The organism is Streptomyces sp. Y309, from assembly GCF_056712025.1.
Window position 1 is genome coordinate 5729913 of the sequence record NZ_CM160048.1, and the last position, 13340, is coordinate 5743252.

A 13340-nucleotide genomic window follows, 5' to 3' on the forward strand; every position below is an offset into this window, starting at 1 on the left:
CCGCGGAGCGGCGATACGGGGGTCCAGGGGGCGAAGCCCCCTGGTTACGGGAAGGGGCGGGATTGGGGAGCTCCCAGCCGGGTAACCCGGACAGCCGCCCGCCACTCGCGCTCGCCCCCGCTTCGAGGTGCACTCACCCCATGAGCACCGAACCGCCGCAACACCCCGGCCCCCCGGACCCCGACGACAACGACCCCTTCAAGAAGCAGCCGCCCCCGCCGGGCAGCGGCGGCTCCCCCTACGACACACCCCCGCCGGGCAGCGGCGGCCCCCCACCGCCGTACGGAGGCGACCCCTACGGGGGCGGACCCGGGGGCCAGGACCCCCTCGCGGGCATGCCCCCACTGGCGGACAGCGGCAAACGCGTCCTCGCCCGCATCATCGACATGCTCCTGGTCGGCGTGGTCGTCTGGCTGCTGTCCCTGCTGTTCCAGACGAACGAGTACGACCTGGACCCGGACAAGGTCGAGACGGGCAAGTCGTTCGGCCAGTCGCTGCTCGCCGCCGTGCTCTACATGGCGTACGACAGCTACCTGATCTCCAAGACGGGCCAGACGCTGGGCAAGAAGTGGATGGGGATGCGGGTGGCGAATCTGAACGACGGCGCCACCCCGACCCTGCAGACGGCGCTCGTGCGCTCCGCGGTCCTGTGGCTGCCGTTCGCGTTCTGCTGCGCCTGCATCTGGACCGCGATCAGCGGTGGCTGGAGCTTCTTCGACAAGCCCTACAAGCAGGGCCTGCACGACAAGGCGGCCAAGACCGTGGTGGTCAGCGTGAGTTGAGGCCGACGCGAGCCGCGCACAGGCGAGCATCGCGGCACACGCGAGCCGCGCGACAGGCGCGGCACACGCGGACATGGCGAAGGCCCGGCGCTGCGGCGGCGCCGGGCGGTACCCGCGGCGGGTTCGTGGGCGTCACGTGCGAGGCACGTGGGGCGTCACGGACCCGCTGGTTCGCGTACGGGCTGCGCGGCCTTGGGGGCGGACTCGGGGGTGATCACCGTGCGCGGCACCGGAATCCGCTCCTCCAGGGGAGCGGCGGCGGGCACGGCCGTCACGGCACCGGCCGGCTCCGGGGCAGGTTGGGGCAGCGGAACCGTCAACGCCACGAGCAGGCCGAGCCCGAGCGAGGCGAACACGATGATCGCGATTCCGGGCACCGAACTCGCCTGGGAGAGCAGCAGCATGGCGAGCGCGGAACAGATGACGGTCACGGAACCGTAGGCGAGCTGTGCGGCGGTCGGACGAGGCATGGGGCGAGGCATGGCGTGATCCGTCCTCGGGACAGCGGATGCGGGGGAGTCGAGTCGAGTCGAGGAAGAAGCAGGACGACAGGGCGGTCGAGACGCTCAGGACGATCGAGAGGCTCGAGACGATCGAGACACGCAAGACGATATGGACGTATACGAATCAAAGGGTGCTCAAAGGTGGCGACTTGGAAGCTTCGCCGAGTACCCGTGCGCACCGTCGAAATGACTCTATTCGCCTGCATGCCCGACGGGAACGTGCGGTAAGCGTGACCTAACCCACGGTGCCGGTGCACGGGGGGCGCATAGATTCATGCATCCCGCCAAGTGGACGGTGCGGCGCGCCTGTTGAGGAGACACTGGGCGACCCGTGCGCGCCGCTGTCGCCATAGTGGTCGCGTCCGCATGACGGACGGTCGCGTCTGCATAGAGCACTTGGCCTGTTCAAGTCAAGGTCTGTCTTTTCTCCCCTCTCTCCGGTCGAATGTCGTCACTTGTGACGCGCATATCGCGCGCGGACCTCCTAGACCGGGAAATTTCGGTCCGTGATGCGGGCGCGGGGGAGGACAGCATCAAGTGACAACTAAGAGACGGACGTTCCGGGTCACCGCGGCCGCGGTGGCGCTCGCGGCGGCGACCGCGACGTTCTCGGCGTACGGAGTCGCGGCAGCCGACGACGGCGGAAGCGGCGGCAAGGCGCCCGCGTCCGGAGTCGACCGCCGGGACCCGGCGGACGCCAAGGCCCATGTCGACCACGACCTCGAAGGGCCGTTCAGCAAGCAGCAGGCGCAGCACCGCAAGGCCGCCCTGGAGCAGGTCGTCGCGGGCGACGCCAAGGTCCAGAAGCGCGGCGGCTCCAACGTCGTGAAGCTCGACGACAAGAAGTACGTCGAGCTGGGCCGGGAGAAGACCGACAAGATCTTCACGATCCTGGTGGAGTTCGGGGACAAGGTGGACGACACCACCATGTACGACCCCGACGGTCCCGAAGGACCCGAGCCGCCGGTCAAGAAGTACGGCGGCAAGCCGGGCCCGGCGCACAACAAGATAGCCAAGCCGGACCGTGCGAAGGACAACAGCACGGCCTGGCAGGCGGATTACAACCAGAAGCACTTCCAGGACCTGTACTTCGGCGAGGGCAAGGACAAGAAGGGCAAGCCCAAGCACTCGCTGAAGACCTACTACGAGAAGACGTCGTCCGGCCGCTACTCGGTCGACGGCGAGGTCTCCGACTGGGTCAAGGTCGACTACAACGAGGCCCGTTACGGCTCCAACTACTGCGGCGACACCAACTGCGCCAACGTCTGGGACGCGGTGCGCGACGGCACCACGGCCTGGGTCAAGGACCAGAAGGCCAAGGGCCGCACGGACGCGCAGATCAAGGCGGACCTCGCCAAGTACGACCTGTGGGACCGCTACGACTTCGACGGCGACGGCAACTTCAACGAGCCCGACGGCTACATCGACCACTTCCAGATCGTGCACGCGGGCGAGGACGAGTCCGCGGGCGGCGGCGCCGAGGGCGAGAACGCCCTGTGGGCGCACCGCTGGTACGCGTACGGCAACGACGCGGGCAAGACGGGACCGGCCGACAACAAGTCGGGCGGCACCCAGATCGGTGACTCCGGCATCTGGGTCGGCGACTACACGATGCAGCCGGAGAACGGCGGCCTCGGCGTCTTCGCCCACGAGTACGGCCACGACCTCGGCCTGCCCGACCTGTACGACACCACCGGCAAGGCCGAGAACTCCGTCGGCTTCTGGTCGTTGATGTCGGCCGGTTCCTGGCTCGGCACCGGCAAGGACGCGATCGGCGACCTGCCCGGCGACATGACGGCCTGGGACAAGTTCCAGCTCGGCTGGCTCGACTACGCCAAGGCGAAGGCCGCGACGACCTCCGAGCACAAGCTGGGCGTGGCGGAGTACAACACCCGGCACCGCCAGGCGCTCCTCGTCGAGTTGCCCAAGAAGCCGGTCACCACGACGATCGTGAAGCCCGCCGAGGGCGGCAAGCAGTGGTGGAGCGACCAGGGCGACGACCTGAAGAACACCCTCACCCGCTCCGTCGACCTCACCGGCAAGGCCAAGGCCGATCTTTCCCTTCAGGGGTGGTGGGACATCGAGGCCAACTACGACTACCTCTACACCGAGGTGTCCACCGACGGCGGCGCCAACTGGACGCCCGTCGACGGCACGGCCGACGGCAAGCAGATCACCCGTGACGCGGGCGACAAGCCGGCCCTGACCGGCGTCTCGAAGAAGTACCAGAAGCTGGTCTTCCCGCTGGACGCCTACGCCGGCAAGAAGATCGACGTCCGCTTCCGCTACGCCACCGACGGCGGCACCGCGGGCAAGGGCTTCGCCGCCGACGCCATCACGCTGACCGCGGACGGCGCCAAGCTCTTCGAGGACGGCGCCGAGGGCGACGACAACGGCTGGAAGACGAAGGGCTTCTCGCGCATCGGCGAGTCCTTCACCAAGAACTACGAGCAGTACTACCTCGCGGAGAACCGCCAGTACGTGTCGTACGACAAGACCCTCAAGGTCGGCCCGTACAACTTCGGCTTCTCCAAGTCCCGTCCCGACTGGGTCGAGCACTACCCGTACCAGACCGGCCTGTTGATCTGGCAGTGGGACACCTCCCAGAAGGACAACAACGTCAGCCAGCACCCCGGCAAGGGTCTGATCCTCCCGGTCGACGCCCACGCCAAGCCGATGAAGTGGAAGGACGGCACGCTCCTGCGCAACAAGATCCAGCCGTTCGACGCGCCGTTCTCGAAGTACGCGACGGACGCGTTCACCCTCCACAACGCGGACGTCGCGCTCAAGATCAAGTCCAAGAAGGGCGTCCCGGTCTTCGACGACCGCAAGGGCACCTACTGGTACGCGGAGAACCCCACGGGAAGCGTGAAGGTCACTGACACCAACACGCAGATAAAGATCATCAAGCAGCCGAAGGACGGCTCGACGATCACCGTCCAGGTGGGCCGCTCCTCGAAGTAATTTGCGTCATCGCAGGTCATAGGCCTGTTTCTGGCAGATCGGCCGTCGCCCCCTAGCGGGCGGCGGCCGATCGTGTTTAGGTGCGTCCTGTGGTTCTCTTATTGACACGACGTCTCACGGGGGTGTGACAGACCATGGCCGCAGGAGGCTTCTGCAAGCTGCCGAACGGCAGTGTGGTGGTGGCGCTGACCCTGCCGAGTCCCGGTGCGCCGCTCGGGGCCGGCGGGCGCGTACGCGTGCTTGTGCATGCCGCGAATCGGGCTCGCGCCCTGACGCGGCTGCGGAACCTTGGCCTCCGCGCCGTCTATCTCCGCGGCAACGCGGAGCCCCCGACCCCGGACGAGGTCACGGCCGTCCTCCACCACCCCGACGGCCTCATATGGCGCACGGCCCCGGGCCACTCCACGTCCGTGGAGGAACTCTGGCACCCGATCCGGGCCCTGCTCAGACGGTCCGCGGCTGCGTAGCCCCGCCACGGGGGCTCCGCCCCCGCGAGGGTCACACCACCGGCTTGCCGGTTAGTTCGGCGCCCGCTTCGCGGAGCTCGTCCAGCGCTCGCTGGGTGGTGGCCTCGGAGACCCCGGCCGTGAGGTCGAGGAGGACGTGGGTGCGGAACCCCTCGCGGAGGGCGTCGAGCGCCGTGGCCCGCACGCAGTGGTCGGTGGCGATCCCCACCACGTCGACCTCGGTGATCTTCCGCTCCCGCAGCCACTCCGCCAACGGGACCCCGTTCTCGTCGACCCCCTCGAAGCCGCTGTACGCCGCCGTGTGCGCCCCCTTGTCGAAGACCGCGTCGATCCCGCCGGAGGCGACCGCGGGCGCGAAGTTCGGATGGAAGCCCACCCCCTCCGTGCCGGCCACGCAGTGCGGCGGCCAGGAGTCGACGAAGTCGGGCCGGTCGGAGAAGTGGTCACCGGGATCGACGTGGTGATCGCGGGTGGCCACGACGTGGCGGTAGCAGGCGGGAGCCTGGCCGATCAGCTCCGTGATGGCGGCAGCCACGTCCGCACCGCCGGAGACCGCGAGGCTGCCCCCTTCGCAGAAGTCGTTCTGTACATCTACGACGATCAGGGCGCGACGCATGGCGGGTTTCCTTAGCTAGCTGGATGAACCGAGCCTAGAGACTCCCGGGCGGTTGCGGGAGAGGGCACGGGGCGCACTCACGTCACGTATCCCACGCGCTCACCCCGCGTACCCCCCGTGCTCACACGGCGTACTCCGTGGGAATGACCGCCTCCCCACGGGAGAGCTGGGTGGCCGAGAGCGGCAGCCGCCCCCGCGCGGCCGCGTGCCGCTCCCGCACAGTGTCGAGCGGCTCGCGGGCGACGACGTCACCCTTCTTGATCAGCTCGACGAGGAGCTGCCGGTCGGCGAGCTCGGCGGGTACCGGACCAGTGCCGACGACCTCGGCCTCCGCGACCCCGTCCGCGTCCACGCGCCGCGCCGCCCACTTGCGGCCGCCGACCGAGGACTTCCCGCCGAGGGACTTCTTGGCGACGGGCTCGAGCGGCGCCTTCGGGTCGGCGGAGCGGGCGCGCGCCACCAGCTTGTAGACCATGGAGCAGGTGGGCTGCCCGGAGCCGGTGACCAGCTGGGTGCCCACCCCGTACGCGTCCACGGGGGCCGCGGCGAGCGAGGCGATGGCGTACTCGTCCAGGTCGGAGGTGACGATGATCTTCGTGCTCGTGGCGCCCAGCTCGTCGAGCTCCTTGCGCACCCGGTGCGCGACGAGCAGCAGGTCGCCGGAGTCGATGCGCACGGCGCCGAGCTCGGGGCCCGCGATCTCGACGGCCATGCGGACCGCCTTGCTCACGTCATAGGTGTCGACGAGCAGCGTGGTGCCCCGGCCGAGCGTGTCCACCTGCGCCCGGAAGGCGTCCCGCTCGCTGTCGTGCACGAGGGTGAAGGCGTGGGCGGCGGTGCCGACGGTCGGGATGCCGTAGCGGAACCCGGCCGCCAGGTCGGTGGTGGTCGTGAAGCCGCCCACGTACGCCGCCCGGGACGCCGCGACCGCCGCTAGCTCGTGCGTGCGGCGCGCGCCCATCTCGATCAGCGGCCGCTCGCCCGCGGCGGACGCCATGCGGGACGCGGCGGCCGCGATGGCCGAGTCGTGGTTGAGGATCGACAGGATCACGGTCTCCAGGAGCACGCACTCGGCGAAGCTGCCCTCGACCCGCAGGATCGGCGAGCCGGGGAAGTACACCTCGCCCTCCGGATAGCCCCAGATGTCCCCGCCGAAGCGGTACGAGGCCAGCCATTCGAGCGTCGCTTCGTCCACCACACCGCGCTCGCGCAGGAAGTCGAGGACGCCGGAGTCGAAGCGGAAGTTCTCGACGGCGTCCAGGACCCGGCCGGTGCCGGCCACCACGCCGTAGCGGCGGCCCTCGGGCAGTCTGCGGGTGAAGACCTCGAAGACCGAACGCCGGTCGGCGGCGCCCGACTTCAGCGCGCCCTGCAACATCGTCAACTCGTAGTGATCCGTGAAGAGCGCGGTGGACGGCACGTCCACCGGCAGCCCCAGGTCATGCTCCCCAGAGTTCATGACAAAGATGCTACCCCGCATCTCGTCACTCTGACGATTTCGGGGGTCCGTTTGTGCGGTGGGCCCTCCTGGGTGGCAGCATGGGACAGGTGAGTAGCGCTGCTCCCGTAGAGATCACACGCCCGGACGCCGAAGAAGAGACCTTCGCGGTCCCCGAGCCGGACGTGCCCTGGATCACGCTCGTGCACAACGACCCGGTCAACCTGATGAGCTACGTGACCTATGTCTTCCAGTCCTACTTCGGGTATTCGAAGGACAAGGCCACGAAACTGATGCTGGACGTGCACCACAAGGGCCGGGCCGTCGTCTCCACCGGCAGCCGCGAGGAGATGGAACGCGACGTGCAGGCGATGCACGGATACGGGCTGTGGGCAACGCTCCAGCAGGACCGGAAGTAGCGACGCGACTGATGCCAGGACAATTCGAAGCGATTCCGGGGGGCGGCGCGGCCGTCGCCCTGGACGAGGTCGAGATCTCGATCATCCGCTCGCTCGCCGTGCAGCTCCTGGAGCTGATCGGCCCGGGCGACGAACCGGCGGGCGACGACGGCGACCCCTTCGCGGAGCTGTTCGCCGAGGGCCCGAGCGAGCCGCCCACCGACCCGGTGCTCAAACGGCTGCTCCCGGACGCGTACGGCGGTCCGGGCGGCGAGGCCGAATCCCGCGAGCAGGCCGACGAACTGCGGGCGTACTCCGCCGAGTTCAGGCGTTTCACCGAGAACGACCTGCGGGCCCGCAAGCGGGACGACGCGCTCGCCGTGATCCGCTCGCTGGACGCGCTCACGGTCGCGGGCGAGGGCGGCGCCGTCCTGAAGCTGTCCCCGGAGGAGTCGCGGCGCTGGCTCGGCGCGCTCAACGACCTGCGGCTCGCGATCGGCGCCCGCCTCGACGTGACCGACGAGGAGGACACCGACATCCTCTACCGGCTGCCGGACTCCGATCCGCGCAAGCCGATGGTGATGGCGTATCTGTGGCTGGGCGGGCTCCAGGAGACGCTCGTCGAGACGTTGCTCGGCTGAAAAAGTATGTAGCTAGCACGGTTCTTGCCGTGTTCGCTCAATGGATCCTCAATTCCGAATAACGATCGCATCACGCGATGCCCTCTTCTGCCAGGTGGAGGCGATTCGGCCGGCTGGCGTGTGACCTGAGTCACGTAAAGCTGTGGCAAAGGCGTGGTACCACTACGCAACTCCTTTTCCGGCACCACCCCTCGCCGGCTACGGGGGAGCCGCGCGCCGTCGGCAACGCACGACGCACGGCATACGCACTGACCGAGGCACCACCGGTCCGAGTCCGCGGACCCGGTGTTGCCTCATGTCGCCGACCGGACAACGGCGTTCGCTCAAAGCCCGCACCCTCAACTGCCGTTATCCCCACGGCAGTCCTGCGCCACTGAGGTAGCCAGATGTCACTCGAATCCTTCACCGACTCCGTCGACAAGACCGTCAACGGTTGGTTTGAGCCCATAACCAACAAGCTCAGCGAGATCGTTTTCTACGCGGTCCCCGTGGGCGACACCGAACTGCCGCTCATCGTGGCCTGGCTCGTCGTCGCGGGTCTCGCCTTCTCCGTGTACTTCGGCTTCCTCCAATTCGGAAAGTTCAAGCTCGCCCTGCAAGTGGTGCGCGGCAAGTACGACGAGAAGGGGTCGGACGGAGAGGTCAATCACTTCCAGGCGCTGACCGCCGCGGTCTCCGGCACCGTCGGTCTCGGCAATATCGCCGGTGTCGCCGTCGCGGTGAGCATCGGTGGCGCGGGCGCCACCTTCTGGATGATCCTCTGCGGCCTGCTCGGCATGGCCACCAAGTTCGTCGAGGTCACCCTCGGTGTGAAGTACCGCCAGGTGCACCCCGACGGGACCGTCTCCGGCGGCCCGATGCACTACCTGCCCAAGGGGCTCGGTGAGCGCTTCGGCGGCTGGGGGCTCAAGCTCGGCAAGGTCCTGGCCGTCCTCGCCTCCATCTGCATCCTCTTCTTCGGCCTCTTCGGCGGAAACCTGCTGCAGGTCAACCAGAGCTACGCGCAGCTCTCCAAGGTCACCGGCGACGGCTGGCTCAGCTCATCCTCCGGCGCGCTCTTCTTCGGCCTGCTGATCGCCGCGCTCGTCGGCATCGTGCTCATCGGCGGCATCCGCTCCATCGCCGCCGTCACCAGCCGCCTGGTCCCGGCGATGGCCGGCATGTACGTGCTGGCCTGCCTGGTCGTCATCCTCGTCAACGTGACCGCCGTTCCGTCGGCGATCAGCACGATCGTCGAGGGTGCCTTCAACCCGCAGGGCGTCACCGGCGGCGTCATCGGTGCCCTGATCGTCGGCTTCAAGCGGGCCGCGTTCTCCAACGAGGCCGGCATCGGCTCCGCCCCGATCGCGCACTCCGCGGTGAAGACCAAGCACCCCGCGAGCGAGGGTCTGGTCGCGCTCCTCGAACCGTTCATCGACACGGTCGTCATCTGCACCATGACCGCGCTGACCATCGTCATCGCCGACCCCTCCAGCTGGAAGGTCGGCGGGAGCATCGACAACGCCCAGGGTGTGACGCTCACCTCGGACGCCTTCGAGACCGTCATGCCGTGGTTCCCGCACCTGCTGACCGTCGCGGTCCTGCTCTTCGCCTTCTCCACGGTGCTCACCTGGGGCTACTACGGCCTCAAGTCCTGGACGCACCTCTTCGGCCGCAGCAAGACCAGTGAGATCACCTACAAGGTCCTGTACTCGGCCGGCTGCGTCCTCGGCTCCCTGCTCACCCTGGGCAAGCTGTTCGATCTGGCCGACGCGGTGCTCTTCATGCTCGCGGTCTTCAACATCATCGGCCTCTACCTGCTGGCTCCGGTGGTCAAGCGGGAGCTGAACAACTTCCTCGCCTTCGTCCGCCGCCGCAGGAACGGCGAGCCGGAGCCGGACGAGGCCGAGGGCGATGCCGTCACCGTCACCGTGAAGTCCGGCTGACCACGGCAGCCACCACTCCGCGGCACCTCCGCAGCCGCAGCCACTCCGGGCCCACGATCGCGGCCCGCCCGGGCCCGCCCGCATCCCTCGATGCGGGCGGGCCCTTCGCGTTGTTCGCGCGCCGATCGACTGTAGGCACCATGCTGTTCGCTCAACGGCCGCTCAAATCCGCATAACGATCCCATCAACGCGGCAGTGACCAATGTCGCCGGAAGGGCAAATTGTTCGGCTTTGCTCGTGGCGTGTATCACATTCCGCGAAAGGGATCTTCCGCTCTCCGTGGTACATCTTCACGACCGTTCGGTGACGCCACCCATGTCGCCGGGGGCGCGAAGGGCCGGCTGACCGTCGGCGGCACTCCATCACCATCCGGGGGGATCAGGACCTGGTCCGCGGCGAAACCGCAGTTCGCGGCGCGGATCAGCATGGAGAAAGGCGTCACCATGACCTCAGTGCAGGTCGAAGAGCAATACGACGGCAATGAGGCCGCGGCGGGCGCGGACGCGTCCGGCGACAACGAGGGTTATCAGCGCGGGCTTGGCGCCCGGCAGATCCAGATGATCGCGATCGGCGGTGCCATCGGCACCGGCCTGTTCCTCGGCGCGGGCAAGGCCATTCACAAGGCCGGGCCGAGCCTCATCCTCGCTTACGCCATCGCGGGCCTTGTCATCTTCTTCATCATGCGCGCGCTCGGCGAGCTCCTGATGTACCGGCCGGTGTCGGGCTCCTTCTCGGAGTACGCCCGCGAGTTCGTCGGCCCCTTCTTCGGCTTCGTGACCGGCTGGACGTACTGGCTCTTCTGGGTCGTCACCGGCATCACGGAAGTCACCGCGGCGGCCCAGTACATGCAGTACTGGACGCACGGCTCCATTCCTCAATGGGCGTACGCGCTGATCTTCACGGTCATCCTGTACGGCGCCAACCTGATCTCCGTGAAGCTCTTCGGCGAGCTCGAGTTCTGGTTCTCCATGGTCAAGGTCACCGCCATCATCGGCATGATCCTTATCTGTGCCGGCATCCTCACCATCGGCTTCTCCGACGCCGGTGACACCGCGTCCGTCTCGCACCTGTGGGACAACGGCGGCTTCTTCCCCAACGGCATCGGCAACACGCTGATGACCCTGCAGATCGTGATGTTCGCCTTCCTCGCCGTCGAGCTGGTCGGCGTCACCGCGGGTGAGTCCAAGGACCCGAAGAAGACCCTGCCCAAGGCGATCAACACCGTGCCGTGGCGCATCGCCGTCTTCTACGTCGGCGCCCTGATCATGATCCTGTCGGTCGTGCCGTGGTCCACCTTCAAGCCCGGTGTCTCGCCGTTCGTGAAGGCCTTCGAGGAGATGGGCCTCGGCGTCGGCGCGGCGATCGTGAACTTCGTGGTCCTCACCGCCGCGCTCTCCTCCTGCAACTCGGGCATGTACTCCACCGGCCGCATGCTGCGCGACCTCGCGCTCAACGGCCAGGGCCCGAAGTTCTTCACCAAGCTCACCAAGAACGGCCTGCCGCTGGTCGGCACCACCGCCTCCGCGGCGCTGATGCTCGTCGGCGTGTGGATCAACTACCAGTGGCCGGGCGAGGCGTTCAACTACGTCGTCTCCTTCGCGACCATCTCCGGCATGTGGGCCTGGATCATGATCCTGATCTCCCAGATCAACTACCGCCGCAAGGCCGACCGCGGCATCCTCCCGCAGTCCAGCTTCCGCGCGCCGGGAGCCCCGTACACGAGCTGGTTCGCGCTCGCCTTCATCGGCATGGTCATCGTGATGATGGGCATCGACAAGGACGCGCGGATCTCCCTGTACTGCGCCCCGATCTGGGCCGCGATCCTGTGCGTGTCCTACCTGGTCCTGAAGAGCCGCAACCCGGAGGCCGCGGCCTTCCGCAAGCGCGTGCACGGCGGCCCGGCCGCCGAGGACAGCGCGCCGGCCACCAAGGACTGACCCCGGCTTCGTCCAGCATGCGGGCGGCCCCGTACCACACTTCGGTACGGGGCCGCCCGCTGCTTATCCTGGCCGACATGCTGACCATCACCCAGGCCCTCCACGACCAGATCGTCGCGCACGCGCGCAAGGACCACCCCGACGAGGCCTGCGGCGTCGTCGCGGGCCCGGCGGGCAGTGACCGCCCCGAGCGTTTCATCCCGATGCTGAACGCGGCCCGCTCGCCCACGTTCTACGAGTTCGACTCGACCGATCTGCTCAAGCTGTACCGCGATCTCGACGACCGCGACGAGGAGCCGGTGGTCATCTACCACTCGCACACGGCGACGGAGGCCTACCCCTCCCGCACCGACATCTCGTACGCCAACGAGCCCGGCGCCCACTACGTCCTCGTCTCCACCGCCGACACGGACGACGCGGGACCCTTCCAGTTCCGCTCGTTCCGGATCGTCGAGGGCGAGGTCACCGAGGAAGAGGTCAAGGTCGTACAGGCATACTGAGCCCAGCTCTACGACCTTCGAGGCGGCAGGACCCAGGAAGCCGGTGCGAATCCGGCGCGGTCCCGCCACTGTGACCGGGCCCCTGTGCCCGGGAGTCAGGAACTGACCTGCCGCCTCCTCCACTTCAGGCAGGGGACGCGGAAATCCCCTCAAGGAGGCCCGCACCACCATGCGTACCCGCGTGCTCTTCGCCACGGCGGCGATCCTGCTGCCGCTCACCGCGTGCTCGACGACCCCGGAACCCGACGGCAAGGCCGCCCCCCGGTCCGCCGGATTCCCGTACACCGTCACCAACTGCGGTGTGAAGACGACGTACGAGGCACCCCCCGAGCGCGCCGTCACCATGAACCAGCACGCCACGGAAATCCTCCTGGAACTCGGCCTGAAGGACCGCGTCGCGGGCACCGCCTACCTCGACGACAAGGTCCTCCCCAAGTACGCGAAGGCGTACAAATCCCGCCCGGTGCTCGCCAAGGAGTACCCCTCGTACGAGAAGCTGCTCGCCGCCAACCCCGACTTCGTGTACGGCGGTTACGCGAGCGCCTTCGCCGCGGGCGACGGCCGCTCGCGCGCCGCCCTCGCCAAGTCCGGCATCAAGACCCGCCTGAACATCGAGGGCTGCGCCAAGAAGGCGGTCACGATGGATGACGTGTACCGCGAGGTGCGCGAGGCCGGCGCCACCTTCGGCGTCCGCGACCGGGCGGAGAAGTGGGTGCGCGCCGCGAAGGCCGAACTGGCGGCCACGGCCAAGAAGTCCAAGTCCGGTGAGCCGCTCTCCGTCTTCGTCTACGACAGCGGCGACAAGACGGCGTTCACCGCGGGCGGCCGGGGCATCGGCAACGACATCATCGAGCGCGCGGGCGGCCGCAACGTCATGGCCGACCTCGACAAGTCCTTCGGCGACGCCTCCTGGGAGACGGTGGTCGACCGCCGCCCCGACGTCATCCTGATCTACGACTACGGCGCCTCGACCGTCGCCCAGAAGAAGAAGCGCCTCCTGGACGACCCGGCCCTCAAGGACGTCCCCGCCATCAAGAACAAGCGCTTCGCGGTGCTGCCGCTGTCGGACGTGGTTCTCGGGGTGCGGGCACCGGGGGCGGTGGAGAAGCTGGCGGGACAGCTCAATTGAAGCCCGTCCGGCGCTTGAGGACGAGGCGCGGAGCGCCGAT

General features: G+C 68.2%; 12 protein-coding genes and 1 riboswitch. Of the genes, 9 read left to right on the plus strand and 3 right to left on the minus strand.

What is annotated here, in order from left to right:
* Nucleotides 1-140: 140 nt before the first annotated feature.
* On the plus strand, nucleotides 141-782 hold the full coding sequence (locus tag AC0KTA_RS23410; RefSeq protein WP_481050181.1) for an RDD family protein: 642 nt from the start codon (nucleotides 141-143) through the stop codon (nucleotides 780-782).
* Between the two features lie 155 nt (nucleotides 783-937).
* Here the strand turns inward: AC0KTA_RS23410 and AC0KTA_RS23415 are convergent, their stop codons facing one another.
* The gene (locus AC0KTA_RS23415; RefSeq protein ID WP_481050182.1) at nucleotides 938-1252 is read right to left on the minus strand and encodes a hypothetical protein; all 315 of its coding nucleotides are present in this window, start codon (nucleotides 1250-1252) and stop codon (nucleotides 938-940) included.
* A 570-nt stretch (nucleotides 1253-1822) separates the two neighbouring features.
* Here AC0KTA_RS23415 and AC0KTA_RS23420 point away from each other — a divergent pair.
* Complete coding sequence (locus AC0KTA_RS23420) at nucleotides 1823-4249, plus strand: immune inhibitor A domain-containing protein (RefSeq protein WP_481050183.1); 2427 nt, start codon at nucleotides 1823-1825, stop codon at nucleotides 4247-4249.
* 134 nt (nucleotides 4250-4383) lie between these two features.
* Nucleotides 4384-4716: a hypothetical protein gene (locus AC0KTA_RS23425; protein ID WP_481050184.1), complete on the plus strand. Its 333-nt coding sequence runs from the start codon at nucleotides 4384-4386 to the stop codon at nucleotides 4714-4716.
* A gap of 31 nt (nucleotides 4717-4747) precedes the next feature.
* On the opposite strand, the gene AC0KTA_RS23430 is transcribed toward AC0KTA_RS23425, so the two are convergent.
* Both AC0KTA_RS23430 and AC0KTA_RS23435 read right to left on the minus strand, forming a co-directional pair.
* Nucleotides 4748-5332 (minus strand): nicotinamidase, encoded by a 585-nt coding sequence (locus tag AC0KTA_RS23430; RefSeq protein ID WP_481050185.1) that lies wholly within the window; start codon nucleotides 5330-5332, stop codon nucleotides 4748-4750.
* A gap of 121 nt (nucleotides 5333-5453) precedes the next feature.
* The gene (locus AC0KTA_RS23435) at nucleotides 5454-6791 is read right to left on the minus strand and encodes a nicotinate phosphoribosyltransferase (protein WP_481050186.1); all 1338 of its coding nucleotides are present in this window, start codon (nucleotides 6789-6791) and stop codon (nucleotides 5454-5456) included.
* An 80-nt stretch (nucleotides 6792-6871) separates the two neighbouring features.
* On the opposite strand from AC0KTA_RS23435, the gene clpS reads away from it, so the two are divergent.
* The 6 genes from clpS (at nucleotide 6872) to AC0KTA_RS23465 (ending at nucleotide 13300) form a co-directional block, all read left to right on the plus strand.
* On the plus strand, nucleotides 6872-7189 hold the full coding sequence (clpS, locus tag AC0KTA_RS23440) for an ATP-dependent Clp protease adapter ClpS (protein WP_481050187.1): 318 nt from the start codon (nucleotides 6872-6874) through the stop codon (nucleotides 7187-7189).
* 11 nt (nucleotides 7190-7200) lie between these two features.
* Nucleotides 7201-7809, plus strand: a complete 609-nt coding sequence (locus tag AC0KTA_RS23445) for a DUF2017 domain-containing protein (RefSeq protein WP_481050188.1) — start codon at nucleotides 7201-7203, stop codon at nucleotides 7807-7809.
* Between the two features lie 386 nt (nucleotides 7810-8195).
* Nucleotides 8196-9734 carry an alanine/glycine:cation symporter family protein gene (locus AC0KTA_RS23450; RefSeq protein ID WP_481050189.1) on the plus strand — a complete coding sequence of 513 codons (1539 nt, stop codon included), beginning with the start codon at nucleotides 8196-8198 and terminating at the stop codon, nucleotides 9732-9734.
* Nucleotides 9735-10177: 443 nt separating this feature from the next.
* Nucleotides 10178-11671: an amino acid permease gene (locus AC0KTA_RS23455; protein WP_481050190.1), complete on the plus strand. Its 1494-nt coding sequence runs from the start codon at nucleotides 10178-10180 to the stop codon at nucleotides 11669-11671.
* Between the two features lie 77 nt (nucleotides 11672-11748).
* The gene (locus AC0KTA_RS23460; protein WP_481050191.1) at nucleotides 11749-12171 is read left to right on the plus strand and encodes a M67 family metallopeptidase; all 423 of its coding nucleotides are present in this window, start codon (nucleotides 11749-11751) and stop codon (nucleotides 12169-12171) included.
* A gap of 10 nt (nucleotides 12172-12181) precedes the next feature.
* Nucleotides 12182-12296: riboswitch (cobalamin riboswitch) on the plus strand.
* Between the two features lie 44 nt (nucleotides 12297-12340).
* Nucleotides 12341-13300, plus strand: coding sequence for an ABC transporter substrate-binding protein (locus AC0KTA_RS23465; RefSeq protein ID WP_481050192.1), 960 nt, complete (start codon nucleotides 12341-12343; stop codon nucleotides 13298-13300).
* Nucleotides 13301-13340: the final 40 nt, after the last annotated feature.